The organism is Pseudomonas sp. S35 (genome assembly GCF_009866765.1).
Taxonomy (GTDB): domain Bacteria; phylum Pseudomonadota; class Gammaproteobacteria; order Pseudomonadales; family Pseudomonadaceae; genus Aquipseudomonas.
The window spans coordinates 6,130,986-6,157,353 of the sequence record NZ_CP019431.1; the positions used below are offsets into that span (position 1 = coordinate 6,130,986).

At 61.2% G+C, this 26,368-nt stretch carries 25 protein-coding genes and 1 riboswitch; of the genes, 14 read left to right on the forward strand and 11 right to left on the reverse strand.

Annotated features, from left to right (window positions below):
- Positions 1-142 precede the first annotated feature (142 nt).
- The 5 genes from PspS35_RS27745 to tkt form a co-directional block, all read right to left on the reverse strand.
- Positions 143-475, reverse strand: coding sequence for an MliC family protein (locus tag PspS35_RS27745; protein WP_159937600.1), 333 nt, complete (start codon positions 473-475; stop codon positions 143-145).
- A 60-nt stretch (positions 476-535) separates the two neighbouring features.
- Positions 536-763: a hypothetical protein gene (locus tag PspS35_RS27750; RefSeq protein ID WP_159937601.1), complete on the reverse strand. Its 228-nt coding sequence runs from the start codon at positions 761-763 to the stop codon at positions 536-538.
- 29 nt (positions 764-792) lie between these two features.
- Positions 793-1,956, reverse strand: coding sequence for a phosphoglycerate kinase (locus PspS35_RS27755; RefSeq protein WP_159937602.1), 1,164 nt, complete (start codon positions 1,954-1,956; stop codon positions 793-795).
- 17 nt (positions 1,957-1,973) lie between these two features.
- A complete protein-coding gene (epd, locus tag PspS35_RS27760; protein ID WP_159937603.1) occupies positions 1,974-3,032 on the reverse strand; it encodes an erythrose-4-phosphate dehydrogenase in 1,059 nt (352 codons plus the stop codon).
- Positions 3,033-3,174: 142 nt separating this feature from the next.
- Complete coding sequence (gene tkt, locus PspS35_RS27765; protein WP_159937604.1) at positions 3,175-5,172, reverse strand: transketolase; 1,998 nt, start codon at positions 5,170-5,172, stop codon at positions 3,175-3,177.
- Between the two features lie 259 nt (positions 5,173-5,431).
- Here tkt and PspS35_RS27770 point away from each other — a divergent pair, with 259 nt between their 5' ends.
- The 5 genes from PspS35_RS27770 to PspS35_RS27790 all read left to right on the forward strand — a co-directional run bounded on the left by PspS35_RS27770 (position 5,432) and on the right by PspS35_RS27790 (position 10,421).
- Positions 5,432-6,427 carry a metalloregulator ArsR/SmtB family transcription factor gene (locus tag PspS35_RS27770; protein ID WP_159937605.1) on the forward strand — a complete coding sequence of 332 codons (996 nt, stop codon included), beginning with the start codon at positions 5,432-5,434 and terminating at the stop codon, positions 6,425-6,427.
- An 18-nt stretch (positions 6,428-6,445) separates the two neighbouring features.
- Complete coding sequence (metK, locus tag PspS35_RS27775) at positions 6,446-7,636, forward strand: methionine adenosyltransferase (protein WP_159937606.1); 1,191 nt, start codon at positions 6,446-6,448, stop codon at positions 7,634-7,636.
- A 214-nt stretch (positions 7,637-7,850) separates the two neighbouring features.
- Positions 7,851-8,201, forward strand: a complete 351-nt coding sequence (locus tag PspS35_RS27780; RefSeq protein WP_159937607.1) for a hypothetical protein — start codon at positions 7,851-7,853, stop codon at positions 8,199-8,201.
- 97 nt (positions 8,202-8,298) lie between these two features.
- Positions 8,299-9,960, forward strand: coding sequence for an NAD-dependent DNA ligase LigB (gene ligB, locus PspS35_RS27785; RefSeq protein ID WP_159937608.1), 1,662 nt, complete (start codon positions 8,299-8,301; stop codon positions 9,958-9,960).
- 65 nt (positions 9,961-10,025) lie between these two features.
- Positions 10,026-10,421: a DUF1090 domain-containing protein gene (locus PspS35_RS27790; protein ID WP_159937609.1), complete on the forward strand. Its 396-nt coding sequence runs from the start codon at positions 10,026-10,028 to the stop codon at positions 10,419-10,421.
- A gap of 6 nt (positions 10,422-10,427) precedes the next feature.
- Here the strand turns inward: PspS35_RS27790 and PspS35_RS27795 are convergent, their stop codons facing one another.
- Positions 10,428-10,877 (reverse strand): cytochrome c, encoded by a 450-nt coding sequence (locus PspS35_RS27795; protein WP_159937610.1) that lies wholly within the window; start codon positions 10,875-10,877, stop codon positions 10,428-10,430.
- Between the two features lie 128 nt (positions 10,878-11,005).
- Between PspS35_RS27795 and PspS35_RS27800 the strand changes: the two genes are divergently transcribed.
- The gene (locus tag PspS35_RS27800; RefSeq protein WP_159937611.1) at positions 11,006-12,202 is read left to right on the forward strand and encodes an MltA domain-containing protein; all 1,197 of its coding nucleotides are present in this window, start codon (positions 11,006-11,008) and stop codon (positions 12,200-12,202) included.
- Between the two features lie 235 nt (positions 12,203-12,437).
- Here the strand turns inward: PspS35_RS27800 and PspS35_RS27805 are convergent, their stop codons facing one another.
- Positions 12,438-12,824 (reverse strand): MAPEG family protein, encoded by a 387-nt coding sequence (locus PspS35_RS27805; RefSeq protein ID WP_159937612.1) that lies wholly within the window; start codon positions 12,822-12,824, stop codon positions 12,438-12,440.
- A gap of 184 nt (positions 12,825-13,008) precedes the next feature.
- Here PspS35_RS27805 and PspS35_RS27810 point away from each other — a divergent pair, with 184 nt between their 5' ends.
- On the forward strand, positions 13,009-14,268 hold the full coding sequence (locus PspS35_RS27810) for a sodium:proton antiporter (protein ID WP_159937613.1): 1,260 nt from the start codon (positions 13,009-13,011) through the stop codon (positions 14,266-14,268).
- Here the strand turns inward: PspS35_RS27810 and PspS35_RS27815 are convergent.
- Positions 14,262-15,149 carry a formate/nitrite transporter family protein gene (locus tag PspS35_RS27815; protein ID WP_159937614.1) on the reverse strand — a complete coding sequence of 296 codons (888 nt, stop codon included), beginning with the start codon at positions 15,147-15,149 and terminating at the stop codon, positions 14,262-14,264. The two genes, PspS35_RS27810 and PspS35_RS27815, sit on opposite strands and share 7 nt — an antisense overlap.
- A 77-nt stretch (positions 15,150-15,226) precedes the next feature.
- Positions 15,227-15,631: a hotdog domain-containing protein gene (locus tag PspS35_RS27820; RefSeq protein WP_032884068.1), complete on the reverse strand. Its 405-nt coding sequence runs from the start codon at positions 15,629-15,631 to the stop codon at positions 15,227-15,229.
- 198 nt (positions 15,632-15,829) lie between these two features.
- Positions 15,830-15,936: riboswitch (S-adenosyl-L-homocysteine riboswitch) on the forward strand.
- A gap of 21 nt (positions 15,937-15,957) precedes the next feature.
- Here PspS35_RS27820 and ahcY point away from each other — a divergent pair.
- From ahcY to PspS35_RS27845, 5 genes are all read left to right on the forward strand, one after another.
- Complete coding sequence (gene ahcY, locus PspS35_RS27825) at positions 15,958-17,367, forward strand: adenosylhomocysteinase (protein ID WP_159937615.1); 1,410 nt, start codon at positions 15,958-15,960, stop codon at positions 17,365-17,367.
- A gap of 178 nt (positions 17,368-17,545) precedes the next feature.
- Positions 17,546-18,391 carry a methylenetetrahydrofolate reductase [NAD(P)H] gene (gene metF, locus PspS35_RS27830; RefSeq protein ID WP_159937616.1) on the forward strand — a complete coding sequence of 282 codons (846 nt, stop codon included), beginning with the start codon at positions 17,546-17,548 and terminating at the stop codon, positions 18,389-18,391.
- 80 nt (positions 18,392-18,471) lie between these two features.
- Positions 18,472-19,554, forward strand: a complete 1,083-nt coding sequence (locus tag PspS35_RS27835) for a hypothetical protein (RefSeq protein WP_159937617.1) — start codon at positions 18,472-18,474, stop codon at positions 19,552-19,554.
- Positions 19,555-19,618: 64 nt separating this feature from the next.
- Positions 19,619-20,410: a transporter substrate-binding domain-containing protein gene (locus tag PspS35_RS27840; protein ID WP_159937618.1), complete on the forward strand. Its 792-nt coding sequence runs from the start codon at positions 19,619-19,621 to the stop codon at positions 20,408-20,410.
- A 222-nt stretch (positions 20,411-20,632) separates the two neighbouring features.
- Positions 20,633-22,525: a DEAD/DEAH box helicase gene (locus PspS35_RS27845; protein ID WP_159937619.1), complete on the forward strand. Its 1,893-nt coding sequence runs from the start codon at positions 20,633-20,635 to the stop codon at positions 22,523-22,525.
- Between the two features lie 141 nt (positions 22,526-22,666).
- Here PspS35_RS27845 and PspS35_RS27850 read toward each other — a convergent pair whose 3' ends face one another.
- Positions 22,667-23,245: a YceI family protein gene (locus PspS35_RS27850; RefSeq protein ID WP_159937620.1), complete on the reverse strand. Its 579-nt coding sequence runs from the start codon at positions 23,243-23,245 to the stop codon at positions 22,667-22,669.
- Positions 23,246-23,277: 32 nt separating this feature from the next.
- Positions 23,278-23,829: a cytochrome b gene (locus PspS35_RS27855; protein WP_159937621.1), complete on the reverse strand. Its 552-nt coding sequence runs from the start codon at positions 23,827-23,829 to the stop codon at positions 23,278-23,280.
- 273 nt (positions 23,830-24,102) lie between these two features.
- Here PspS35_RS27855 and PspS35_RS27860 point away from each other — a divergent pair, with 273 nt between their 5' ends.
- Both PspS35_RS27860 and PspS35_RS27865 read left to right on the forward strand, forming a co-directional pair.
- Positions 24,103-25,509: an adenosylmethionine--8-amino-7-oxononanoate transaminase gene (locus PspS35_RS27860; protein WP_159937622.1), complete on the forward strand. Its 1,407-nt coding sequence runs from the start codon at positions 24,103-24,105 to the stop codon at positions 25,507-25,509.
- Positions 25,510-25,629: 120 nt separating this feature from the next.
- Positions 25,630-26,349 (forward strand): 16S rRNA (uracil(1498)-N(3))-methyltransferase, encoded by a 720-nt coding sequence (locus PspS35_RS27865; protein WP_159937623.1) that lies wholly within the window; start codon positions 25,630-25,632, stop codon positions 26,347-26,349.
- Positions 26,350-26,368: the final 19 nt, after the last annotated feature.

The following is a 26,368-nucleotide window of genomic DNA, read 5'->3' on the forward strand; positions in this document are numbered from 1 at the left end:
CATTTGGAACCGAATCAATGTGGGAGGGGGCTTGCCCTCGATAGCGATCGATCAGTCGCTGACTTCGGTGACTGACCCACCGCAATCGGGAGCAAGCCCCCTCCCACATCTGGATCTCAATACATTCGAGACCGTGTTCTGTTTACTGGGCCTTACAGCCGCGCCCGATCAAATCATCGGTGGCCACCCAGTAAACCAGGCCTTCCTCACCTTTTGTGTGAAATGCCAACTGGTCGTTGCTGTACAGCACGCCCGAGGCGGCAACGTCCTGCTTGAGCCGGTAAACCTGGTCGGACCCGCCAAGGCGTACATCCACCTCGGATTTGGCCGCGTTGGCAAAGCGCCAGTTGACCTCGGCCTTGCTATCGCAGGTCCAGGTGGTCCATTTGTCGGCAGGCTCTGCCTTGTTGAACATGTTCATGCTGCTGCAACCGGCCAATAGGGCCAGGGCTGCCAGGGCGATAACGCCTTTCATTGCCAATCCTCGCATCGACGCCAAAGGCCGCCGATGCTGTCGGTTAGTTGATCAGACCCGTCAAGGGCAACCCTGTTCCTGACCGTTGGGCGCGGAGTCATATTTCTCCAGCCGTTCGTTGCCGATGCGCTTGTTGATCACCGGCATGGTCTCGGCTTGCCAGTCAGCCTGGTAGCAGCTTTTTTTCTGCGCGGGCCCAGGCTTTCCAGCCGCAGGCTCAGCGCTTGGCGTGCTGCCGCAGCCGGCCAACAGGCCCGCCGCGATCACCAGTGCCAACGACTTGATCATGGGAATGCTCCTTTTCCTGATCACGCGCCTTAACCTTTGGCTCGGGCTTCCAGCACTTCAACGGCAGGCAGGACTTTGCCTTCGACGAATTCCAGGAATGCGCCGCCACCGGTAGAAATGTAGGAGATCTGGTCAGCCACGCCATATTTATCGATGGCCGCCAGGGTGTCACCGCCGCCGGCAATGGAGAACGCCGAGCTTTGCGCGATGGCCTTGGCCAGCACCTTGGTGCCGTTGCCGAACTGGTCGAACTCGAACACGCCAACCGGGCCGTTCCACAGGATGGTCTGGGAGGCTTTCAGCAGCTCAGCGAAGTTGGCGGCGGTTTGCGGGCCGATATCCAGGATCATGTCGTCGTCGGCCACATCCGCGATCAGCTTGACGGTGGCGGCGGCGCTTTCGGCGAATTCCTTGGCGACGACCACGTCCACCGGCAATGGCACGCTGACTTTAGCGGCGATGGCGCGGGCGGTGTCCAGCAGGTCCGGCTCGTAGAGGGACTTGCCCACTGGGTGGCCGGCGGCGGCCAGGAACGTGTTGGCGATGCCGCCGCCCACGATCAACTGGTTGCAGATCTGGCTGAGGCTGTTGAGCACGTCCAGCTTGGTGGAAACCTTGGAGCCGGCCACGATGGCGGCCATCGGTTGGGCCGGAGCGCCCAGGGCCTTGCCCAGTGCATCCAGTTCGGCAGCCAGCAACGGGCCAGCCGCCGCAACCTTGGCGAACTTGGCCACGCCGTGGGTCGAGCCTTCAGCACGGTGAGCCGTACCGAACGCATCCATCACGAACACGTCGCACAGCGCAGCGTATTGCTGGGCCAGTTCGTCGCTGTTCTTTTTCTCACCTTTGTTGAAGCGCACGTTTTCGAACAGCACGATATCGCCGGCCTTCACATCAACGCCGCCCAGGTAATCAGCCACCAACGGCACGTCACGGCCCAGGGCCTTGCTCAGGTAGTCGGCCACAGGCTTGAGACTGTTTTCGGCGCAGAACTCACCTTCGGTCGGGCGGCCCAGGTGGGAGCAGACCATCACGGCCGCGCCTTTTTCCAGGGCCAGCTTGATGGTCGGCAGCGAGGCCAGGATTCGCGCATCGCTGGTGACAACACCGTCCTTGACTGGGACGTTGAGGTCTTCGCGAATCAGTACGCGCTTACCTTGCAGATCGAGGTCGGTCATCTTCAACACGGTCATGGGTCGCAGTTCCTGAGTTACTGTTGTTGAGGTTGTTTAGAGGCGATGTGCAGATAATGTTCCGCAACATCCAGCATCCGGTTGGCAAAGCCCCATTCGTTGTCGAACCAGGCCAGGATATTCACCAGCCTGGGGCCGGAAACGCGGGTCTGGCTGGCATCGACAATGGCCGAATGCGGGTCATGGTTGAAATCACAACTGGCGTGGGGCAACTCGGTGTAGGCCAGCAAGCCTTTGAGCGGGCCGCGGGTGGCGGCGTCGCGCAGAATCCGGTTGACCTCCACCGCATCGGTGTCGCTGACGGTTTGCATGGTGATGTCCAGGCAGGACACGTTCACCGTCGGCACCCGTACGGCTTTGGCCTGAATTCGCCCGGCAAGTTCCGGCAGCAGGCGCTCGATGCCCCGTGCCAGGCCGGTGGACACCGGAATCACTGACTGGAACGCCGAACGCGTGCGACGCAGGTCTTCGTGGTGATAAGCATCGATCACCGGCTGGTCGTTCATCGCCGAGTGGATGGTGGTGATCGACACGTAGTCCAGGCCGATCGCCTGATCCAGCAGGCGCAACAGCGGCACACTGCAGTTGGTGGTGCACGAAGCGTTGGACACCAGCAGCTCATTGCCGGTCAGGCAATCCTGGTTGATGCCGTAGACGATGGTGGCGTCGACATCCGCCTCGCTGGCCATCGGCTGGGAAAACAGCACACGCGGCGCGCCGGCGTCGAGAAAACGCTGGCCATCGGCACGGGTGTTATAGGCACCGGAGCATTCCAACACCAGGTCAACGCCCAGCGCCGCCCAGTCGATGCCCTCGGGGGTCGCACTGCGCAATACTTTTACGCAGTCGCCATTGATATGCAGACAATCGCCGTCGACCCGCACTTCGCCGGGAAAGCGACCGTGGGTGGAGTCGAAGCGTGTCAGGTATTCGATGCTGGCCATGTCGGCCAAATCGTTGATCGCGACAATTTCAAACCCGGCAGCCGCCCCCCGCTCGAACAAGGCACGCAAGACGCAACGACCAATGCGGCCGTAGCCGTTGAGTGCAACTTTGTAGGGACGCGGTTGGGGCATGGGGTTCTCGATTACCTTGGGTAATAGGGTGGCGGGTCGACCGCTATCGCGAGCAAGCCCGCTCCCACACTTGAGATGCATTCCAAATGTGGGAGCGGGCTTGCTCGCGATGAGGCCAGTCCAGCCACCTCACTCTACAGCCTTAGTCTTCCAGCAGTTCTTCAGCCTGCCCCAGGATGTTTTCCAGGGTGAAACCGAACTCTTCGAACAACGCTGGCGCCGGCGCCGACTCACCGTAGGTGGTCATGCCGATGACGCGGCCTTCCAGGCCCACGTACTTGTACCAGTAGTCGGCGTGAGCCGCTTCGATGGCGATACGGGCGCTGACCTGCAACGGCAACACCGACTGCTTGTAGCCAGCATCCTGGGCTTCGAACACGCTGGTGCACGGCATGGACACAACACGTACGTTGCGGCCTTGGGCAGTCAGCTTGTCGTACGCCTGAACCGTCAGGCCGACTTCGGAGCCGGTGGAGATCAGGATCAGCTCCGGCTCGCCGATGCAGTCCTTGAGCACGTAGCCGCCACGCGCGATGTCGGCGATCTGCGCGTCGGTACGCACTTGGTGCTGCAGGTTCTGACGCGAGAAGATCAGCGCCGAAGGGCCATCCTTACGCTCGATCGCGTGCTTCCAGGCCACGGCGGATTCCACCGCGTCGGCTGGGCGCCAGCAATCGAGGTTCGGCGTGGTCCGCAGGCTGGTCAGTTGCTCGACCGGCTGGTGCGTCGGGCCGTCTTCGCCCAGACCGATGGAGTCGTGGGTGTAGACATGGATCACACGCTTCTTCATCAGCGCCGCCATGCGTACCGCGTTGCGCGCGTATTCCATGAACATCAGGAAGGTCGCTCCGTAAGGCACCAGGCCGCCGTGCAGGGACACGCCGTTCATGATGGCGCTCATGCCGAACTCGCGCACGCCGTAGTACATGTAGTTGCCGCTGGCGTCTTCAGCCGAAACACCTTTGCAACCTTTCCACAGGGTCAGGTTGGAACCGGCCAGGTCGGCCGAACCGCCGAGGAACTCGGGCAGCAGCGGGCCAAAGGCGTTCAGGGTGTTCTGGCTGGCTTTACGGCTGGCGATGGTCTCGCCCTTGGCCGCGACTTCGGCGATGTAGGCCGAGGCTTTTTCCGAGAAGTCGGCAGGCAGGTCGCCGGCCAGACGACGCACCAGCTCATTGGCCTGCTCTGGGAATTCGGCGGAGTAGGCAGCGAAACGCTGGTCCCACTCGGCTTCGGCGGCCAGGCCTTTTTCCTTGGCATCCCACTCGGCGTAGATGTCGGCCGGGATTTCGAACGGGCCGTGGTTCCACTTCAGCGCTTCACGGGTCAGGGCGATTTCCGCGTCGCCCAGTGGGGCGCCGTGGCAGTCTTCTTTACCTTGCTTGTTCGGCGAACCGAAGCCGATGGTGGTCTTGCAGCAGATCAGGGTCGGCTGCGCGCTCTTGCGGGCGGTGTCGATGGCGGTCTTGATCTCTTCCGGATCGTGGCCGTCGACATTGCGGATCACTTGCCAGTTGTACGCTTCGAAACGCTTCGGGGTGTCGTCGGTGAACCAGCCTTCGACTTCGCCGTCGATGGAGATGCCGTTGTCATCATAGAAAGCAATCAGTTTGCCCAGGCCCAGAGTACCGGCCAGGGAAGCGACTTCGTGGGAAATGCCTTCCATCATGCAGCCATCACCCAGGAACACGTAGGTGTGGTGATCGACGATGTCGTGGCCAGGGCGGTTGAACTGCGCGCCCAATACTTTTTCAGCCAGCGCAAAACCAACCGCGTTGGCCAGGCCTTGGCCCAGGGGACCGGTGGTGGTCTCGACGCCTGGGGTGTAGCCGAATTCCGGGTGGCCCGGGGTGCGGCTGTGCAGCTGGCGGAAGCTCTTGAGGTCATCAATGGTGACGTCGTAGCCGGTCAGGTGCAGCAGCGAATAGATCAGCATCGAGCCGTGGCCGTTGGACAGCACGAAGCGGTCACGGTCGGCGAACGATGGGTTGCTTGGGTTGTGTTTCAGGTAGTCACGCCAAAGTACCTCGGCGATATCCGCCATGCCCATCGGGGCACCGGGATGGCCGCTGTTGGCTTTTTGCACGGCATCCATGCTGAGGGCACGAATGGCGTTGGCACGCTCACGACGGCTGGGCATCGCTGATCTCCTGGGGTTTGCTTAAAAGAAACGGAAAAAAGGACCGGCATTTTCCCTCAGCCACCGCCTGCGGGCAATGACAGATAGTCACTTGTGGGTGTTTTTCCTGCCCTTTGCGCACCAATCCCTTGCAGAAATCGGCTACTGCTTCGTCTAAAGGTTATAGCGGCTGCTTATAACCGCCACTTATCGACCAATATCAAAACTTTTTGATATTGGTCTTGCGAGGAGTTCCACCCGCCTCTAGACTGCTGGCCTTATGAATCTACCCATGCCCTCCCTGCGTCCTGACGATTGCGATGAGCTGGCAGCCTTGTGCAAGGCCGCTGGCGATCCGTTGCGTCTGAATGTCTTGCGTGCGCTGGCCAACGATTCCTTCGGGGTGCTGGAGCTGGCGCAGATCTTCGCCATTGGCCAGTCGGGCATGAGCCACCATTTGAAAGTGCTGTCCCAGGCCGACCTGGTGGCCACACGCCGCGAAGGCAATGCGATTTTCTACCGCCGCGCCCTGCCCCACACCGAGCTGCTTGGCGGCAAGCTGCACGCAGCGCTGCTTGAAGAAGTGGACAACCTGAGCCTGCCGACGGACGTACGATCGCGCATCAGCCAGGTCCACGGACAACGCGCTGCGGCGAGCCAGGACTTTTTCGCACGGGTCGCCGAGAAATTTCGTGCCCAACAAGACCTGATCGCCGGTCTTGCCCAGTACCGCGACAGCGTACTGGCGTTGTTGGACAAGCTGAGCTTCAGTGATGAAGCGACGGCCTTGGAAGTCGGGCCTGGGGACGGTGGCTTCCTACCGGAACTGGCGCGACGTTTTCAGCAGGTCACCGCACTGGACAACAGCCCGGCGATGCTTGAACTGGCACGCCAGCTCTGCGAACGCGAAGCCCTGGGCAATGTCACCCTGCAACTGGCTGACGCCTTGGACGGCATGACCATCAAGGCCGATTGCGTGGTGCTGAACATGGTCTTGCACCATTTCGCCGCCCCCGCCGACGCCTTAAAACAAATGGCCGGGTTGCTGCACCCCGGCGGTAGCCTGTTGGTTACGGATTTATGCAGCCACAACCAGAATTGGGCCAGGGAGGCCTGCGGTGATCTCTGGTTGGGTTTTGAACAGGACGATCTGGCCCGTTGGGCCACCGCTGCGGGGCTCGTTCCCGGGGAAAGCCTCTATGTAGGCTTACGTAATGGTTTCCAGATCCAGGTCCGCCATTTTCAGCGACCGGCTGGTGACACTCACCATCGGTAATATCAGGAAAACATCGAGATGAGCGAATACTCCCTTTTCACCTCCGAGTCCGTGTCTGAAGGGCATCCGGACAAAATCGCCGACCAGATTTCTGACGCGGTGCTGGACGCCATTATTGCTGAAGACAAGTTCGCCCGCGTGGCGTGCGAGACTCTGGTGAAAACCGGTGTAGCGATCATCGCCGGCGAAGTGACCACCAGCGCCTGGGTCGACCTGGAGCAGATCGTCCGTGACGTGATCACCGACATCGGCTACACCAGCTCCGACGTCGGCTTCGATGGCGCAACCTGCGGCGTGATGAACATCATCGGCAAGCAGTCCCCAGACATCAACCAGGGTGTCGACCGCGCCAAGCCAGAAGACCAGGGCGCCGGCGACCAGGGCCTGATGTTCGGCTACGCGAGCAACGAAACCGACGTGCTGATGCCAGCACCGATCACCTTCTCGCACCAGTTGGTTCAGCGCCAGGCCGAAGCCCGCAAATCCGGCCTGCTGCCGTGGCTGCGCCCGGACGCCAAGTCCCAGGTGACCTGCCGCTATGAAGGCGGCAAAGTCGTCGGCATCGATGCTGTCGTGCTGTCGACCCAGCACAACCCGGAAGTTTCCTACGCAGACCTGCGTGAAGGTGTGATGGAGCTGATCGTCAAGCACGTACTGCCTGCCGAACTCCTGAGCAAGGACACCCAGTTCCACATCAACCCGACCGGCCAGTTCATCATCGGTGGCCCGGTGGGTGACTGCGGCCTGACCGGTCGCAAGATCATCGTCGACAGCTACGGCGGCATGGCCCGTCACGGCGGCGGCGCGTTCTCCGGTAAAGACCCATCCAAGGTTGACCGTTCGGCCGCCTACGCCGGTCGTTACGTGGCCAAGAACATCGTCGCGGCCGGCCTGGCCGAGCGTTGCGAGATTCAAGTGTCCTACGCCATTGGTGTGGCCCAGCCTACGTCGATCTCGCTGAACACCTTCGGCACCGGCAAGATCAGCGATGACAAGATCGTCAAACTGGTGCGCGAAATCTTCGACCTGCGCCCTTACGCGATCACCACCATGCTCGACCTGCTGCACCCGATGTACCAGGAAACCGCAGCCTACGGCCACTTCGGTCGTACCCCAGCGCAGAAGACTGTCGGCGACGACACCTTCACCACCTTTACCTGGGAAAAGACCGACCGCGCCAACGACCTGCGCACTGCCGCCGGCCTGTAAGCACGCGTTGCACCCAAAAGCCCTGCCGGGTTCACTCGGCGGGGTTTTTTATTGCCTGCGCGATCACCTTCACATTTTTTGGATCCAAACCTTGCAGGCCCAATGATGGCCCTCTAGAATCCGCGCCCTCTCGGGCCCTCTACCTTATTTGGATATTGCCCTGCGCCAGCCCGGGACAGACACGCGCGCAGGCAATCGAACATTGAGGTTTTTCATGCGCATCTCCACGCTCGCCCCTGCTGCCCTTCTGCTTAGCCTGTTCGCACTGCCGGCCCAGTCCGCCGACCTGAGCGCACTGAGTGGCGCCCTGAGCTCCCAACTGGGTGGCGGTAACTCCGGCGACTGCCAGAAGCAAGCCGCAGACCTGCAAACCAAGATCGATGCAGCCGAAGCCAACAAAGACACCTTGAAAGTGAAGGCCTTCAAAGCCGCACAAGACCAGATCAACAAAGGTTGTGACAAACTCTCCGAAGCCCAGGCCAAAGCCGACGCCAAGCAGCAGACCCAGGAAGCCAAGGCTGATAAGCCTGATGCCGTGAAAGCCCTGGGCGGTCTGTTCAAGTAATAGAAACACCCAGTAAAAAGCCCCGCATCGTCGGGGCTTTTTTGTGACCGAGGGAATCATTTAGGCTGGGCGCCCTTTTCGAGCAAGGATGCTCACGATGCGTTTACTGATTGCTCTGTTACTCAGCGCGCTGGCCTTTTGGGCAAGGGCCGGGGACTGCCCCGATGAGGCCCGAACACAGGTCGACACCTTGGCCGAACAGGTCAGCCTGTGGGATGACAGTTACCACCGCCTCGGCCAATCGCCCGTCAGCGATGAACTCTACGACCAAGCCCGCCAGCGCCTGGAGCATTGGCGCCAATGCTTCCCGCCGCTCACAGCAGCACCCGACAACCCGTTGGCCAGCTCACGGGGCACGCTGCCTCATCCGGTTGCACATACCGGCTTGGGCAAACTGCGCGATGAACAAGCAGTTGATGCCTGGCTGGCCGCGCGACAGGATGTGTGGGTACAACCCAAGGTGGACGGCGTTGCAGTGACCCTGCTGTACCGTCAGGGTCGGTTGAGCCAGGTAATCAGCCGCGGCGACGGTGTCCTTGGCCAAGACTGGTCAACCTCCGCCCGCAAGATCCCAGGCATCCTCCAGCAACTGCCGGAGCCCATCGACGTGATGCTGCAAGGCGAACTCTACTGGCGCCTTGATGAGCATGTGCAATCGGAACATGGCGGACTCAATGCCCGCAGCAAGGTGGCCGGGCTGATGAACCGTCGACACTTGAGCGACACTGATGCCGCCGGTATCGGCCTGTTTGTCTGGGCCTGGCCCGACGGCCCCGCGCAATTCAGCGAGCGTCAGAACACCCTGGCCCGCTGGGGTTTTACCGACAGCCAGCGTTACAGCCGGCCTATCCAGAGCCTCGCCCAGGCCTCGCAATGGCGAACCTACTGGTACACCCACCCGCTGCCGTTCGCCACCGATGGGGTGGTGCTGCACCAAGCGATGCACGCGCCTGCCGAACGCTGGCAAGTCAGTGCGCCGTATTGGGCGGCCGCCTGGAAGTACCCCGCCACCAGCGCCTTGGCGCTGGTGCGCAAGGTGCAGTTCAGGATCGGACGCACTGGGCGCATCACGCCCATCCTGGAACTGGAGCCAGTGCGACTCGATGACCGCCAGATCAGCCGGGTCAGCGCCGGCTCTTTGAAGCGCTGGCAAACACTGGATATTCGCCCCGGCGACCAAGTCTCCATCAGCCTGGCAGGCCAGGTGATTCCCCGGCTGGACCAGGTAATCCTGCGCAATACCACAAGGGTCGACCTACCGGTGCCCAACCCTCGGGACTTCCACGCCTTGAGTTGCTGGCAACTGGACCCCGGCTGCGAAGAGCAATTGCTCGCGCGCCTTACCTGGCTGAGCGGCAACCAGGGCCTGGCCTTGCCCCATATGGGCCGCGAGACGTGGAACGTATTGATCCAGGCCGGTCTAATCGCAGGCTTTCTCGATTGGTTAACCCTGGATGCGGCAGAGCTTGCTAACATTGAAGGCTTTGGTGAGCGCAGCCGCGCGAAGGTACTCGATAGCATCCGCAGCGCCCGACAACGGCCTTTTGCACAATGGCTCAAAGCCCTCGGTGTACCACCTGTGGCACGCAACAATCTGGACGGCAACTGGCAAACGCTGGCGGCCAAAGACACACAAGCCTGGCAGGCCGAAGATGGCATCGGCCCGGGTCGCGCAGCGCAACTGAGCGCTTTTTTTCGCGCCCCCCAGGTGCAGGCGCTTGCCGAAACATTGCGCGTGGCCGGGATAGACGGGTTTTGAACCCAACACAGCCACGTTAAACCACAGCAGAATTCACCCTGCCATTTGCGACCCTGGAGCTCCACATGAAATTCCTCGCCCCCCTTGCTCTGCTGACAGTCACAAGCTTTATGGCCGCGCCCTTGATGGCCGCCGAACAAGCCTCCCAACTGACCGGCTGCGCCGCCAAGCGCCAAGCCATCAGCACTCAGATCGAACAAGCCAAGGCCCACGGCAACAGCGCACAACAAGCCGGCCTGGAAAAAGCCCTGAGCGAAGTCACCGCCAATTGCAGCGACGCGTCCTTGAAGAAAGAGCGGGAAAACAAGGTGCTCGATGCCAAGCACGAAGTCAGCCGCCGTCAGGCCGACCTCGACAAAGCAATGAAAAAGGGCGACGCGGAAAAAATCAACAAACGTAAGGACAAGCTCGCCGAGTCGCGCAAAGAATTACAGGACGCGGTGGAAGAACTCGACCAATAAAGCCGGTCAGTGGTCCCGAAACTGCTTATGGCAAGCGCTGCAGGCATCTTCGACTTTCTGCACCGCTGGCCCCAGGTTACTGGCCTTGTAGGGCTGCACTTGACTGGCGATCACCAATTCACCGGTGGCCGTCTCAAGGTTGCGGGCCAGTTGCTGGAATTGCGCCTGTTTTTGCCACACGTCGTCCTTCGCGCTGGTGTGATCCTCTTCGCGCACGCTCGGGAAATGCTTCCAAGGCTCATGGGAAAGCGCATTGAGCTTGACCGCACCGTCGGCGAATTTCGCGCCGTCGAACGGGAGGCGCCCACGCAGCATGCCGCCCAGGTCTTCGCCGGTCTTGAGCATTTGCTTGAAGATCGCCTTGCGCTGGCCCAGGGGCGAATTGGGATCGACGCCGCCGCAGGCGGACAGTGTCAGGCAGGCCAACAATACAGCCGTCAATTTTTTAAAAGTCATGGTGGCTCAGGGTCACGGGAAACGGCGGCCAGTATCCTCGCCCCGCCCGCAAAGACCAATAGCCCTATTAATAATAAGGGTTGCCCAAGGGCGCTAAGGCGCGGGCAATCGTTTCAGGAATTACGTGTATGAGTCTCATGTTAAAACCCTGGAGCCGCCGCCTGGCGTGGGCTCTGCCGATGATTGCACTGCTGGCCGGCTGCGACGCGGGCAAGGACAGCGGCAACGACACAGCTAAAGATGAAGTGGCCAAACCCCATGCCGTCGCGACCTACGTAAGCGCACCCTGGGAAGCGCTGCCGGCCGTGTCCGACAGCGACCTGCTGGCTGGCTTCGAGTCTTGGCGCAGTGCTTGCCAACGCCTCAAGGCCGACCCTGTATGGGGCGCGACCTGTACGGCAGCGGCCAGCGTGCCGGGCAATGCCGTGGCGGTGCGCGGTTTTCTCAAGGAGCGCCTGGATGTGTTCGGCCTGCGCTCGGCCGACAACACCCCCAACGGCTTGATCACCGGCTACTACGAACCGGTCTACCCCGGCAGCCTGACCAAGACCGCCACCGCCCATGTGCCGGTGTATGGCGTGCCGGATGACCTGATCATCGTCAACCTGGAAAGCATCTATCCCGAACTCAAGGGCAAGCGCCTGCGCGGGCGCCTGGAAGGGCGTGTGCTCAAACCGTATGACGATGCCAGCGCCATCAACGGTCAGGGCTCCACCGCCAAGCCGATTGCCTGGCTGACCCAGCCGATGGACCTGCAATTTCTGCAGATCCAGGGCTCAGGCCGCATTCAGTTGAAAGACGGGCGCCAACTGCGCGTCGGTTATGGCGACCAGAACGGCTACCCGTACCGCCCTATCGGCCGCTGGCTGGTGGAGCAAGGTGAGTTGAAGAAAGAAGACGTGACCATGGGCGCCATCAGCGCCTGGGCCAAGGCGCATCCAGAGCGCATCCCGGAACTGTTGGCAAGCAACCCCAGCTACGTGTTCTTCAGCGCCCGCCCTGACAGCAACGAAGGCCCGCGCGGCTCGCTGAACGTGCCGTTGACCGCCGGCTACAGCGTGGCAGTGGACCGCAAGGTGATCCCGCTGGGCAGCCTGTTGTGGCTGGCGACTACCAAGCCTGACGGCACGCCGCTGGCACGCCCGGTTGCGGCGCAGGATACCGGTGGCGCAATCACCGGCGAAGTGCGTGCGGACTTGTTCTGGGGCACCGGCGACGCAGCAGGTGAACTGGCAGGGAATATGAAGCAGCAGGGGCAAATCTGGATGCTGTGGCCCAAGGGGGCGGCGCTGCCGCAGGTCCCGGATGCACCGACTGGAAGCTGATAGGCACTGAACATCAACGGTGAACGTGACTTGTTGTGGTGAGCGGGCCTCGGTGGTGAACGGGCTTGATGTGGTGAGCGGGCTTGCCCCGCGCTGGGCTGCGAAGCAGCCTTAAAACCTGGCGCCGCGCTCTATCAGGCTGACTGCGGTGGCTTTGTTGGGGCTGCTTCGCAGCCCAGTGCGGGGCAAGCCCGCTCACTACAAGCCCATTCCCACAATGGGTGCGCGTTGGACCTTAGATCGAGACAAAGAAGAAACTCGCAATCAACGCCATGCCCACCGCCCACACCACCGAGCGCAATATCGCCCAATCGGCCAGGTAGCAAATGATGTACAGCAGGCGGCTGGTGATAAACAGCACCGCCAGCACATTGATCGTCACCAGTTCGGCCGTGCCAGCCAAGTGCGCGATAATCACCGCCGCCGCAAACGCCGGGGTCACTTCAAAGCCGTTGAGTTGCGCACTGTGGGCACGCTTGGCAAACCCTTGCAGGGTATCCAGGAAAGCTCGCGGGTCGTGATTCTGCCGAGGCCCGAACGTGCCCTGGCTGAATTTGGCCACGCCTGTACACAGGTAAGGCAGAAAAATTGCGATCAACACACACCAGAAAGCGACCGTCATCACTCATTCCTTTTGTAGTTTTAAACAGCGATTAGAGTTTTAGCACTAAACATATTAAACCGCACTTACCCGCTATGAGCCGCCACGCAGCAAAAGGTTCTATCACGCGCCGTGCAACCTCACGCCGCTGCTGCGGTCCATCCACCCACTCATTCCTGATCTGCCCCCACTCCAAGGACCCCGGATGCTTGAACTTGTCGCCGCCTTCATTTGCCTCACCACTTTGCTCACCTATGTGAACTTCCGGTTTATCGGCCTGCCGCCGACCATCGGCGTGATGGTCACCGCCCTGCTGTTTTCCCTGATCCTGCAAGGCCTGAGCGTGCTCGGCTACCCTGGCCTGGAAGAACGCATCCAGCAACTGATCGGCCAGATCGACTTCGGCGACCTGCTGATGAACTGGATGCTGTCATTCCTGCTGTTCGCTGGCGCCCTGCACGTTAACCTCAGCGACCTGCGCAGTTACCGTTGGCCCATCGGCCTGCTGGCCACCTTCGGCGTGTTGATTGCCACCGTGGTGATCGGCAGCCTGGCGTACTACATTTTTGCCCTGTTTGGCTGGCATGTAAGCTTCCTCTACTGCCTGCTGTTCGGCGCGCTGATCTCGCCCACCGACCCGATTGCGGTACTTGGTGTGCTGCGTACCGCCAATGCGTCCAAACCGCTGAAAACCACCATCGTCGGCGAGTCGCTGTTCAACGACGGTACAGCGGTGGTGGTCTTTACCGTGCTGCTGGGCATCGCACAATTGGGCGAGACGCCTACCGTGGGCGCCACCGCCCTGCTGTTCGTCCATGAAGCCATTGGCGGCGTGGTATTCGGTGGGCTGATCGGCTACTTGGTGTACCTGATGATCAAGAGCATCGAGCAGCACCAGATCGAGGTCATGCTGACTCTGGCGCTGGTGATCGGCGGCTCGGCGATGGCCACCGAGCTGCACGTGTCCGCACCGATTGCGATGGTGGTAGCCGGCCTGATCATCGGCAACCTGGGGCGCAAATTGGCGATGAACGACATGACCCGGCGCTACCTGGACGGTTTCTGGGAATTGCTCGATGACATGCTCAACGCATTGCTGTTTGCACTGATCGGCATGGAGTTGTTGCTGTTGCCGTTCAACTGGCTGCATGTGTTCGCAGCCAGCTTGCTGGCGGTGGCGATCCTGCTGTCACGCCTGCTGACCGTGGCCCCCGCGATCTTGTTGCTGCGTCGCTGGCGCACGGTGCCGCGTGGCACCATTCGCATCCTCACCTGGGGCGGCCTACGCGGCGGGGTTTCGGTGGCACTGGCGTTGGCCCTGCCACTGGGCCCGGAGCGCGACCTGCTGCTGAGCATCACTTACATCGTGGTGCTGTCCTCGATCCTGTTGCAGGGTTTGAGCATCGGCAAGCTGGTCAAACGCGTGACCCGTGACGAACCCCAGGCCACGCCTGACGCTCACTGATCCTTGTCGATACGCTGCGGATGCCTTGGGTCCGCAGCCTTCTTGCCCGGCAAGCTGCCTTCGCTGCGAATCTGCGCATGGCTGATCAAGGCAAAGATAAAGCTGCCCCCGATGATATTGCCGGCCAGTGTCGGGCCGGCAAACACCAGCCAGAAATCCTCCCACGGCAGCTCGCCAGCAAACACCAGATAAGACACTTCTGCCGAACCCACCACGATATGGGTGAAATCCCCCAGCGCCATCAAGTAGGTGATCAGGATGATGATCCACATCTTGGCGCTTTCCATCGACGGGATCATCCACACCATAGTGGCGATCATCCAGCCGGAGACGATGCCTTTGGCGAACATCTGGCCGGGATTGTTTTCCATGATCTTGCGACCGATCTCCAGGAAGGCCATGTCGGTCTTGGTGTCGAAGATCGGCAGGTGCAGCATCACGTAGGCCACCAGCAACGTGCCGCAGAGGTTGCCCACCAGCACCACCGACCACAGCCGTAACAGGCGCCCGGCATTGCCAAGGGTCGGCTTGCTCATGACTGGCAGTACGGCGGTCAGGGTGTTTTCAGTGAACAGTTGCTGGCGCGCAAGGATCACCGCGAGGAAGCCTGCGCAGTAGCCAAAACTGGCAATCACTTTGAAGGCTTCACCCTCGGGCAGACGTGAGTTGAGCAATCCCATGGCCATCAGCGACAGGCCCATGGTCAAACCCGCCGCCAATGCCGACCACCACAGGGCCGCCACGCTGCGTTCAAGTTCCTGGTCGCCCTGGGTACGGATGATTTCGTGCAGGACCGCCGCGCGAGGCGGCTGGTTCTTGTCGACGTCCTGCTGCTCTTCCTGGGACAAGTTGGGGGTCTTGCCGTCTTCTTGCGTGGCCATGGCGATACCTGAACGGGGGGGCGGTGTTCAGGTACGACCTATGGCCTATCAATAGCGTTCACTGGCCCGACGCAGGATTACTCGCTGACGCCGTCGTCCTGGAACTGGTCTTTGACGTATTTGATCTCGGTACGCCCATGAGGCGCCGGCAAACCGTCTTCGCCGAGGTTGACGAAGACCATTTTCTCTACGGTGAGGATGCTTTTGCGCGTGATCTTGTTGCGCACTTCACAGGTCAAGGTGATGGAGGTGCGGCCGAACTCGGTGGCGGTGATACCCAGCTCGATGATGTCGCCCTGGCGCGAGGCACTGACGAAGTTGATCTCGGAAATGTACTTGGTCACCACGCGCTGGTTGCCCAGTTGGACGATGGCGTAGATGGCCGCTTCTTCGTCGATCCAGCGCAGCAGGCTGCCACCGAACAGGGTGCCGTTGGGGTTGAGGTCTTCAGGTTTTACCCATTTGCGGGTGTGGAAGTTCATGGTCACTCCAAAGCGTCTTGCCGAATGATGGGCAACATCATGGCAGAGCAAGGGCCCAAGCTCTATGCACCATTGCCTATCAGCGCCATGAACGATCTGCATGCTGGCGACAGAAAGGCTTGGGAAGTCGGGCGCACACGGCTATAATCGCCCCCGTTTCAAAACGGTCATCTCCAATTGATACCGTTCTCCCGCCACCTGTCCGAGGGGCGCTGCAGCAGGTTCAACCTGTCAGGCTCGGATGGGGCGTTGTCCGGCCTGGTTCATCGGGCTCGATACTAAACGCACAACGGCGCCCATTCGCACACTACGAATGGAGGCTCTTCATGAGCGCTGTCAACACGCCTGCAGATTTCACCGACTACAAAGTCGCCGACATGTCCCTCGCTGCCTGGGGCCGTCGCGAAACCTTTATCGCCGAATCCGAAATGCCAGCCCTGATGGGCCTGCGTCGCAAGTACGCCGCAGAGCTTCCGCTCAAGGGCGCGAAGATCCTCGGCTGCATCCACATGACCATTCAGACTGCCGTGCTGATCGAGACCCTGGTTGCCCTGGGTGCCGAAGTACGTTGGTCGTCCTGCAACATCTTCTCGACGCAAGACCAGGCCGCTGCCGCGATCGCTGCTGCCGGTATCGCGGTATACGCCTGGAAAGGCGAGACCGAAGAAGAGTACGAGTGGTGCCTGGAGCAAACCATCCTCAAAGATGGCGCGCCTTGGGATGCCAACATGATCCTCGACGACGGCGGCGACCTGACCGAGTTGCTGCACAAGAAATACCCGGCCATCCTGGACCGCGTCCACGGCGTGACCGAAGAAACCACCACCGGCGTACACCGCCTGCTGGACATGCTGGCCAAAGGCGAGCTGAAAATCCCGGCCATCAACGTCAACGACTCGGTGACCAAGAGCAAGAACGACAACAAGTACGGCTGCCGTCACAGCCTGAACGACGCCATCAAGCGCGGCACCGACCACCTGCTGTCGGGCAAGCAAGCCCTGGTGATCGGCTACGGTGACGTGGGCAAGGGTTCGTCCCAGTCCCTGCGTCAGGAAGGCATGATCGTCAAAGTCTCCGAAGTTGACCCGATCTGCGCCATGCAAGCCTGCATGGACGGTTTCGAAGTGGTTTCGCCGTTCATCGACGGCCAGAACGACGGCACCGAAGCGAGCATCGACAAGGCCCTGCTGGGCAAGATCGACCTGATCGTGACCACCACCGGCAACGTGAATGTTTGCGACGCGAACATGCTCAAGGCCCTGAAGAAGCGCGCCGTTGTCTGCAACATCGGTCACTTCGACAACGAGATCGACACCGCTTTCATGCGCAAGAACTGGGCATGGGAAGAAGTGAAGCCGCAGGTACACAAGGTTCACCGTACCGGCGCTGGCGATTTCGACCCACAGAACGACGACTACCTGATCCTGCTGGCTGAAGGCCGCCTGGTAAACCTGGGTAACGCCACCGGCCACCCAAGCCGCATCATGGACGGCTCGTTCGCCAACCAGGTCCTGGCCCAGATCTTCCTGTTCGGCCAGAAATACGCCGACCTGTCGCCAGCCCAGAAAGCCGAGCGCCTGACTGTTGAAGTACTGCCGAAGAAACTCGACGAAGAAGTGGCCCTGGAAATGGTCCGCGGCTTCGGCGGCGTAGTGACTCAACTGACCAAGACCCAGGCCGACTACATCGGCGTGACCGTCGAAGGTCCGTTCAAGCCACACGCTTACCGCTACTGATATGCCTGCTGCCTGCTCTCCTAGTGGGGGCGGGCTTCTAATGTGGGAGGGGGCTTGCCCCCGATGGCGGTGGGCCAGTCGATATATTTACTAACTGACACTCCGCTATCGGGGGCAAGCCCCCTCCCACATCGACGGTGTGCACGTTGCGCAATTATGAGCTTCCAAGGGTATGACCATGTCCCAAGACCGTCGCTACAGCTTCGAGTTCTTCCCGACCAAGACCGATGCTGGGCATGAAAAACTGATGGCGACTGCCAAGCAGTTGGCCAGCTACAACCCCGACTTCTTCTCCTGCACCTACGGTGCCGGCGGCTCGACCCGAGATCGTACGATCAACACCGTGTTGCAGCTGGAAAGCGAAGTCAAAGTTCCCGCCGCTCCGCACTTGTCGTGCGTGGGCGACAGCAAGGCCGACCTGCGCGGCCTGCTGACCCAATACAAGGCAGCCGGCATCAAGCGTATCGTCGCCCTGCGTGGCGACCTGCCGTCCGGCATGGGCATGGCCAGCGGTGAGCTGCGCTACGCCAACGACCTGGTGAGCTTCATCCGCGAGGAAAGCGGCGATCACTTCCATATCGAAGTGGCGGCTTACCCGGAGATGCACCCCCAGGCGCGCAACTTCGAAGACGATTTGCAGAACTTCGTGCGCAAGGCCAACGCCGGCGCCGATAGCGCGATCACCCAGTATTTCTTCAACGCCGACAGCTACTTCTACTTCGTCGAGCGCGTGCGGGCTATGGGTGTGAACATCCCGATCGTGCCGGGCATCATGCCGATCACCAACTACAGCAAGCTGGCACGCTTCTCCGATGCCTGCGGTGCCGAGATCCCACGCTGGGTGCGCAAGCAGCTGGAAGCCTATGGCGATGACGTCAAGAGCATCCAGGCGTTCGGCGAGCAGGTTATCAGCGAAATGTGTGAGCGTTTGTTACAAGGCGGCGCACCAGGGTTGCATTTCTATACCCTGAACCAGACCGAGCCGAGCCTCGCGATCTGGAACAACCTTAAACTGCCACGCTAGGCCGGTTTAATGCAGTACCCGGCCCTCGTTATTACGGGGGCTTTTTTCGTCTATCTACCCGGAAAGGAAGCCAGCAGTAAATGAATACAGCGTCCCCGACTCCCCGCCCGCAGCTGGTTTATCTGGTGTTCGGCGCCGAGACCTATCATCAGGAAGCGGTATTCAGCATCGCCAGCGCCCTGGCGCACCTGGGAGGCCCCCAGGACATGCCGCTGGACATCCAGGTCTTCAGCGACAACCCGGCCCCCTACCTCGGCCTGCCGGTGCAGGTCCATTCATTGGACGAGGCCACCCGCAAGCGCTGGAGCGAGCCCCACGGCTATCATTTCCGTACCAAACACGTACTGCTGCGCCAAGTGCTGGAAACCTCGGAACGGGCGCTGCTGATCGACACCGACACGTTCTTCCACGACTCGCCCATGGCGCTGTTCGAGCGCGTGGCGCCCGGCACCGTGCTATGCAATGCCTTTCACGCCAAATACGGCGATAACCGTGAAAGCGTGCTGTATGAAGCCCTGGCCAACTACCTGGCCGCCAAAGGCGTGGCCGACGACGATATGTGGCTGCTCAACTCCGGAGTCATGGGCCTGGCGCGGCAAGACGCGCCTATCCTTGACCGCTCGATCGAACTGATGGACGAACTGTTCCCGATGGCCCACGGCGCCTATACCTTGGAAGAGTTCTGCCTGTCGGTAGCCGCGTATCGCACGCTTAACGTGCGCCAATGCCCGGACCTGATCCACCATTACTGGAGCCGCAAGCAGCTGTTCCGGGCCAAGGTCAAGGCATGGATCACCAAGCACGCAGCCGCCCCCATCAGCGCCCACGCCTTGGCCGACACACGCAACGTATCGGCTCACCTGCCGCGCCCACCGCGCCTGCAACGCCTGATGTACAAGCTGATCACACTGGCCCTGCCCAAACGCAAGCAGCAGTTTATCCGCGAGATTCTCTACGGCTGCTACGAGCATGAGAATGAATTCGACCAAGCCTGTGGCCCGGTTTGGTGGGACAAGGCCCGGCAGAACCAGGAAGAGCGCCAGAAATGCCCGGTCGACGCGCACCAACTCGAACATTGGTTCGCCAACCCGGTGGTGCGCCTGATTCTCGGCGAGCGACGTGCAGCCATCTATGAACACCTGATGACTTCGGCTTCACAATAAGCGCCGTCCGCAGATGCGTGTACCAGAGCTTCTCTTTAGCGCAAGGGCGTCGTAACCTCGGGGCATGCCCGTTATTCTGAAGTTGTTGACCGTTGCGCTTTTTACTTGCCTGAGCCTGGCCGCTTATGGCGAGAAATTGCGCATTGTCACCGAGCCCTGGGCACCTTATGTGTATGAGGACCAGGGCGCCATGCGCGGGCTGGACTACGAAGCCACGGTCATTGTGTTCCAGCGCCTGGGGGTCGAGGTGCAATGGCAGTTCCTGCCCTGGAAGCGCTGCCTGGCCATGCTTGACCAAGGCCACGCCGATGGCGCACTGGATATTTTCCACAGCCACGACCGCGACGCACTGCTTCTTTACCCCAGCGAACCCCTGTCGGAAGTGGAGTTCGTGATGTTCTACGCCAACGAACGCCCTCACCCGGCCCAAAGCCTCGACGACCTGCGCGGCCTGACTGTTGGCATCTCCCCAGGCTACTTGTACGGCGCGCCCTTCAGCGACTCCACCCTATTCAATCGCGAGCCGGCACCCAGCCATGAGGCCAACTTCGGCAAGTTGCTGCTCGGGCGCATCGACCTGGTGATCACCGACCGCCGCGTTGGCCAGCATGTGATCAATGCGTTGGGCCTGGAGGGCAAGGTCAGCCAGGCTCCGGTGGTGGTCAACCGCCAGCAGCAATACCTCGCCGTACGCCGTGGCGCAGGCATGGACCTATTGGTGCAACGCTTCGCCGCCGAACTCAAGCGTTTCAAACAGGAACCGGCCTATGCCGCCTTGAGTGCCAAATATGGTGGAAACCAAGCAATTACGGCCTCAGGACACACCGTTGAGCAGCAGGAAAGCGGCGCGCAGTGATTGCTCTGTTATACTGCGGCCTTTCCGCCAGGCTCACGCCCGGCCGCTGAGGTCTTGAAAAAGGCACCCAACCCCGCTACAGCGCAGCTTTGAAGCCCGCGCGAGCCGGTGGAGTGCCCGCCAGACGCAGCAGGACCGGACGGGATTGCGCTCCCCTAAGCGCCATTCACGCCCGGCAAGATTATCCCTTTGGGCCAAGCCCTAACTAAAACAGGATTACTCATGTCCTTTGCTTCCCTCGGTCTCTCCGAGGCTTTAGTCCGCGCCATCGAGGCAGCGGGCTATACCGAGCCTACTCCGGTGCAACAGCGGGCCATTCCCGCCGTGTTGCAAGGTCGCGACCTGATGGTTGCGGCACAGACAGGTACTGGTAAAACCGGTGGCTTCGCCCTCCCGATTCTGGAGCGGTTGTTTCCCAACGGTCACCCGGACAAATCCCAGCGTCACGGCCCGCGCCAACCGCGCGTACTGGTCCTGACCCCTACCCGCGAACTCGCCGCCCAAGTGCACGACAGCTTCAAGCTGTATGCCCGCGACTTGAAGTTCGTCAGTGCCTGCATCTTCGGCGGCGTCGGCATGAACCCACAGGTTCAGGCCATGTCCCGCGGGGTTGACGTGCTGGTGGCATGCCCTGGTCGTTTGCTCGACCTGTGCGGCCAAGGCAGTGTCGATCTGTCCCACGTGGAAATCCTCGTGCTGGACGAAGCTGACCGCATGCTCGACATGGGCTTTGTCCATGACGTGAAAAAGGTCCTCGCCCGCCTGCCGGCCAAACGTCAGAACCTGCTGTTCTCGGCAACGTTCTCCCAGGACATCACCGCCCTGGCCGGCAAGCTGCTGCACAACCCGGAACGCATCGAAGTCACGCCGCCGAACACCACGGTCGAGCGTATCGAGCAGCGCGTGTTCCGCCTCGCCGCCAGCCACAAGCGCTCGCTGCTGGCGCACCTGATCACCCACGGCGCGTGGGAACAGGTGCTGGTGTTCACCCGCACCAAGCACGGCGCCAACCGCCTGGCCGAGTACCTGGACAAGCACGGCCTCACCGCCGTCGCCATCCACGGCAACAAGAGCCAGAACGCGCGCACCAAGGCCCTGGCCGACTTCAAGGCCGGTACCGTGCGTATCCTGGTGGCCACCGATATCGCGGCCCGCGGCCTGGATATCGACCAACTGCCACACGTGGTCAACTTCGAGCTGCCAAACGTCGACGAAGACTATGTGCACCGTATCGGCCGTACTGGCCGTGCCGGCCGTTCGGGTGAAGCCATCTCCCTGGTTGCACCGGACGAAGAAAAACTGCTGAAAAGCATCGAGCGCATGACCAAGCAGAAAATCGCCGACGGCGACCTGATGGGCTTCGATGCCAGCGCCGTAGAGGCCGAAAAGCCTGAAGTGCGCGAGCGCCCGGACGTGCGTAACCCACGCAACCCACGCGGTCCGAAGGGCGATGGCCCGAACGGCGGCGGTGGTGGCGGTGGTCGTCGCGACAAAGGCAAAGACAAAGGCGGCAAGGACAAAGCGCCCACCAACGGCCGTGGCGAACGCCCGGCCCGTGAGCAGAAGCCCCGTGAAGGCACCCCGGCCCGCGAACAGCGCCAGCCGAGCCAGCCACCACGCGCCGCCGCAGACCGCGCCCCGGACGAGTTCCTCGACGACGACGTGGATAACTTCGGCAACCGCGTCGACTACGTGCCCCAGGCCAAACCGGCCCAGGGCCGCGGCCGTCGTCCAGGTGCTCCGGCCCAGGGCGCAGGCGCCGGTACTGGCGCACCCCGTGGCGGCCAGCCACAGGGCGCTCGTCAGAACGGCCCACGCAACAGCAGCGGCGGCACCACGGGTACGCCACCTGCCAAGCGCAGCGGCCCGCGCAGCGGCGCACCCCGTGACGGCCAGGCCCGTCGCGAAGACTCGCGCAGCAACAACCGCCGCCCGGCCCGCGACGACCAGCCGCGTTCGTCCGAGCCAGCCGTGCAGAACCCACGCGGCGGCCCAGCGCCAAAGATCATCCACAAGGAGTCGAAAGCTGACCGCTTCCCGACACCTGAGCAGCTGGATCAGTTGCCAGGCCGTCCTCGTGGTGAAAAACCGGCGTTGCTGACACGCAACCGCTGAGTTTCAACGCCCCATAAAAAATGCCCCGCCTCTTTCGAGGTGGGGCATTTTTTTGGACTGGCGATTAACTTGAACATTGTGAAATCTAAATGTGGCAGGGAGCAAGCCCCCTCCCACACTGGACACAACGTCAGGCAGAAATTACTTCTGCTTCACGCCTTCCAGCGAGATGTCCAGGTCAACAGTCTGCGAGGACGGGCCTGGGCCCTTGATGCCGAAGTCGTTCAGGTTGACGGTGGTCTTGGCGTTGAAGCCGGCACGCTCGCCGCCCCATGGATCCTTGCCTTCACCGTTGAAGGTGGCTTTGAAGACCACTGGCTTGGTCACGCCGTGGAAAGTCAGGTCGCCGGTCACGTCAGCGGTTTTTTCGCCGGTGGATTTAACCGCGGTGGACACGAACTTGGCGTCGGCAAACTTGGCAACGTCCAGGAAATCCTTGCTAGCGATGTGTTTGTCACGTTCAGCGTGGTTGGACCACAGGCTGGCGGTTTTCACGTCGACCGCGATTTTGCTGGCTTCAGGCTTGGTGGCATCCCAGCTGAACGTACCATCCCAGTCCTTGAAGGTACCGTGGATGAAGCTGTAGCCCAGGTGGCTGATCTTCCAATCGATGAAGGCGTGCTGGCCTTCCTTGTCGATCTTGTAGTCAGCGGCCATCACCTGGCCTGCCGACAGCAGAGCGGTACCGATTGCCAGAGCAGCGAGTGTCTTTTTCAACATGTTTTCTATTCCTTGTGAGTCGAGGTTGAACATCAGGCTTTGCGCCCCAGCATTCGCGTGAGGGTCGCATCACGATCGATAAAGTGGTGTTTCAACGCGGCCACGCCGTGCAAGCCGGCGAAGACCACAAGCACCCAGGCCAGATACAGATGCACCACCCCGGATGTGTCTGCCTGGTCCGGTAGACCGGAAACCACGGCAGGAATTTCAAACAGGCCAAACACCGGGATACCGACACCGTCTGCGGTGGAAATCAGGTAACCGGCGATCATCACGGCAAACAGCCCGAGATACAGGAACCCATGGCCAAATGCAGCGCCGATACGGGTCAAGCGGCTGTAGCTGGCCAACGGTGGCGGTGGCGGGCTGAGCAGGCGCCAGACGACTCGCACCAGCATGATGGCAAACAACGTGATGCCAATGCTCTTGTGCAGGTCCGGCGCGTCTTTGCGCCAGGCGCTGTAGTAGTCGAGGCCGACCATCCACAAGCCCAGCGCGAACAGGCCAAACACCACCAGGGCCACGCCCCAGTGCAAAATCATACTGACCCAGCCGTAACGGGCTGGAGAGTTACGTAGCTGCATGTACTTAATCCCGTAAGAGCTGCGCCCAAGACTAGCGAATTACCTATCGAATTAAAGCGGAAAATTTCGCTTTGAAATATCGAGAAATGCGATCTTGAGGGTATGAACAGTAAATTAACCAAGGATTAAGGACTATCCAGAAGAAACGTGACAGTGCGTCCTGTGTTTACTGCCAATTGATGCGCAATAGGTTGTGACACAGCCGCCCATTGCATAGGCTTGCGCGACTGTTTCACCTGCGCCGCACGCAGGACCGCTTCGAGGAGATCACCGATGGGCCTGAACAACCAGTGGATGCAACGCGACCTCGCAGTGCTGTGGCATCCCTGCACCCAGATGAAAGACCACCAGCAGTTGCCGCTGATCCCGATCAAGCGCGGTGAAGGCGTCTGGCTGGAAGACTTCGAAGGCAAGCGCTACCTCGACGCCGTCAGCTCCTGGTGGGTCAATGTGTTCGGCCACGCCAACCCGCGCATCAACCAGCGCATCAAGGACCAGGTCGACCAACTGGAACACGTGATCCTGGCCGGCTTCAGCCACCAGCCGGTGATCGAACTGTCCGAGCGCCTGGTGGCGATGACCCCCGAAGGCCTGACCCGCTGCTTCTACGCTGACAACGGCTCGTCATGCATCGAAGTCGCGTTGAAGATGAGCTTTCACTACTGGCTCAACCGTGGCCTGCCGGACAAAAAGCGCTTCGTCACCCTCACCAACAGCTACCACGGCGAAACCATCGCGGCGATGTCGGTGGGCGACGTGCCGCTGTTTACCGAGACGTACAAGGCGCTGTTGCTCGACACCCTCAAGGTGCCCAGCCCGGACTGCTACCTGCGCCCCGAAGGCATGAGCTGGGAAGAACACTCGCGCAACATGTTCCTGGCCATGGAACAGACCCTGGCGCAAAACCACGCCACCGTCGCCGCCGTAATCGTCGAGCCGCTGATCCAGGGCGCTGGCGGCATGCGCATGTACCACCCGGTGTACCTCAAGCTGCTGCGCGAAGCCTGCGACCGCTACGGCGTGCACCTGATCCACGATGAAATCGCCGTAGGCTTCGGGCGGACCGGCACGATGTTCGCCTGTGAACAGGCCGGCATCCGCCCGGATTTCCTGTGCCTGTCCAAGGCCCTGACGGGCGGCTACCTGCCGCTGGCGGCGGTGGTCACCACCGATGATGTCTACGACGCGTTCTACGACGACTACCCCACCCTGCGCGCCTTCCTGCATTCCCACAGCTACACCGGCAACCCGCTGGCGTGTGCGGCGGCCCTGGCGACACTGGATATTTTCGAAGAAGACAACGTCATCGAAAACAACAAGGCATTGGCCCAGCGCATGGCCTCGGCCACGGCACATCTGGTCGATCATCCGCACGTCTCGGAAGTACGCCAGACCGGCATGGTGCTGGCCATCGAGATGGTCCAGGACAAGGCCACCAAGACCGCCTACCCGTGGCAGGAACGCCGTGGCCTGAAGGTGTTCGAGCATGCCCTGGAACGTGGCGCGCTGTTGCGTCCGTTGGGTAGCGTGGTGTATTTCCTGCCGCCGTATGTGATTACACCGGAGCAGATCGACTTCCTCGCGGAGGTCGCCAGCGAAGGGATCGATATCGCCACTAACAGTAAAGTCAGCGTCGCCGTGCCCAAAGACTTTCACCCAGGCTTTCGCGACCCGGGCTGACCGCAGAACTCCTTGTAGGAGCGCGCGTGCTCGCGAAGGTATTCCAGGTGCATCGCTGCGTCGGATGTCGGTTCTTCGCGAGCAAGCTCGCTCCTACATAAACCTCTTCAGAGAACAGAAATGAGACTGTCCCGCTTTTTCACCGACACCCCGCTGAGCCTCGGCGACCATGAACTGCCCGAAGCCCAGGCGCATTACATCAGCCGCGTGCTGCGCATGGTCGATGGCGACGCCGTGCAATTATTCGATGGCTCCGGCCAAGAATTTCGCGGCACGTTGCTGGAGGTCGGAAAAAAACGCGTCACCGTACACCTCACCGAACGCTTCAATGGCCAGACCCAATCGCCACTGCACATTCACCTCGGCCAGGGCCTGTCGCGGGGTGAGCGCATGGACTGGGCGATCCAGAAAGCCACTGAACTGGGGGTCAATGAAATCACACCGATTTTCAGCGACCGCTGCGAAGTGCGCCTCAAGGACGAGCGCGCCGACAAGCGCCTGCTGCACTGGCGCCAGGTGGCGATCAGCGCCTGCGAGCAATGCGGGCGTTCGACGGTGCCGGTGATTCACCCACCGCTGTTGCTGGCCGACTGGCTGAAGCAGGCCGAGGCCGACCTGAAGCTGGTACTGCACCCGGTGGCGGAGCCGATGGTCAGCCATGCCAAGCCGTCGAGCCTGGCCTTCCTGATCGGGCCGGAAGGCGGCTTGACCGACCACGAAGTGGACACCGCCCAAGGTGCCGGTTTCCACGCCGCCCGCCTGGGTCCACGGGTGTTGCGCACCGAGACCGCGCCCGTAGTCGCATTGGCCGTCGCCCAACAACTGTGGGGCGACTTCTAGCCCCCCCTTTGCGAACCCA

What these genes read in the sequence shown, in the direction of transcription:
- PspS35_RS27745 (WP_159937600.1), bottom strand. Translation starts at nt 475, where the DNA reads ATGAAAGGCGTTATCGCCCTGGCAGCCCTGGCCCTATTGGCCGGTTGC.
- PspS35_RS27750 (WP_159937601.1), bottom strand. Translation starts at nt 763, where the DNA reads ATGATCAAGTCGTTGGCACTGGTGATCGCGGCGGGCCTGTTGGCCGGC.
- PspS35_RS27755 (WP_159937602.1), bottom strand. Translation starts at nt 1,956, where the DNA reads ATGACCGTGTTGAAGATGACCGACCTCGATCTGCAAGGTAAGCGCGTA.
- epd (WP_159937603.1), bottom strand. Translation starts at nt 3,032, where the DNA reads ATGCCCCAACCGCGTCCCTACAAAGTTGCACTCAACGGCTACGGCCGC.
- tkt (WP_159937604.1), bottom strand. Translation starts at nt 5,172, where the DNA reads ATGCCCAGCCGTCGTGAGCGTGCCAACGCCATTCGTGCCCTCAGCATG.
- PspS35_RS27770 (WP_159937605.1), top strand. Translation starts at nt 5,432, where the DNA reads ATGAATCTACCCATGCCCTCCCTGCGTCCTGACGATTGCGATGAGCTG.
- metK (WP_159937606.1), top strand. Translation starts at nt 6,446, where the DNA reads ATGAGCGAATACTCCCTTTTCACCTCCGAGTCCGTGTCTGAAGGGCAT.
- PspS35_RS27780 (WP_159937607.1), top strand. Translation starts at nt 7,851, where the DNA reads ATGCGCATCTCCACGCTCGCCCCTGCTGCCCTTCTGCTTAGCCTGTTC.
- ligB (WP_159937608.1), top strand. Translation starts at nt 8,299, where the DNA reads ATGCGTTTACTGATTGCTCTGTTACTCAGCGCGCTGGCCTTTTGGGCA.
- PspS35_RS27790 (WP_159937609.1), top strand. Translation starts at nt 10,026, where the DNA reads ATGAAATTCCTCGCCCCCCTTGCTCTGCTGACAGTCACAAGCTTTATG.
- PspS35_RS27795 (WP_159937610.1), bottom strand. Translation starts at nt 10,877, where the DNA reads ATGACTTTTAAAAAATTGACGGCTGTATTGTTGGCCTGCCTGACACTG.
- PspS35_RS27800 (WP_159937611.1), top strand. Translation starts at nt 11,006, where the DNA reads ATGAGTCTCATGTTAAAACCCTGGAGCCGCCGCCTGGCGTGGGCTCTG.
- PspS35_RS27805 (WP_159937612.1), bottom strand. Translation starts at nt 12,824, where the DNA reads ATGACGGTCGCTTTCTGGTGTGTGTTGATCGCAATTTTTCTGCCTTAC.
- PspS35_RS27810 (WP_159937613.1), top strand. Translation starts at nt 13,009, where the DNA reads ATGCTTGAACTTGTCGCCGCCTTCATTTGCCTCACCACTTTGCTCACC.
- PspS35_RS27815 (WP_159937614.1), bottom strand. Translation starts at nt 15,149, where the DNA reads ATGGCCACGCAAGAAGACGGCAAGACCCCCAACTTGTCCCAGGAAGAG.
- PspS35_RS27820 (WP_032884068.1), bottom strand. Translation starts at nt 15,631, where the DNA reads ATGAACTTCCACACCCGCAAATGGGTAAAACCTGAAGACCTCAACCCC.
- ahcY (WP_159937615.1), top strand. Translation starts at nt 15,958, where the DNA reads ATGAGCGCTGTCAACACGCCTGCAGATTTCACCGACTACAAAGTCGCC.
- metF (WP_159937616.1), top strand. Translation starts at nt 17,546, where the DNA reads ATGTCCCAAGACCGTCGCTACAGCTTCGAGTTCTTCCCGACCAAGACC.
- PspS35_RS27835 (WP_159937617.1), top strand. Translation starts at nt 18,472, where the DNA reads ATGAATACAGCGTCCCCGACTCCCCGCCCGCAGCTGGTTTATCTGGTG.
- PspS35_RS27840 (WP_159937618.1), top strand. Translation starts at nt 19,619, where the DNA reads ATGCCCGTTATTCTGAAGTTGTTGACCGTTGCGCTTTTTACTTGCCTG.
- PspS35_RS27845 (WP_159937619.1), top strand. Translation starts at nt 20,633, where the DNA reads ATGTCCTTTGCTTCCCTCGGTCTCTCCGAGGCTTTAGTCCGCGCCATC.
- PspS35_RS27850 (WP_159937620.1), bottom strand. Translation starts at nt 23,245, where the DNA reads ATGTTGAAAAAGACACTCGCTGCTCTGGCAATCGGTACCGCTCTGCTG.
- PspS35_RS27855 (WP_159937621.1), bottom strand. Translation starts at nt 23,829, where the DNA reads ATGCAGCTACGTAACTCTCCAGCCCGTTACGGCTGGGTCAGTATGATT.
- PspS35_RS27860 (WP_159937622.1), top strand. Translation starts at nt 24,103, where the DNA reads ATGGGCCTGAACAACCAGTGGATGCAACGCGACCTCGCAGTGCTGTGG.
- PspS35_RS27865 (WP_159937623.1), top strand. Translation starts at nt 25,630, where the DNA reads ATGAGACTGTCCCGCTTTTTCACCGACACCCCGCTGAGCCTCGGCGAC.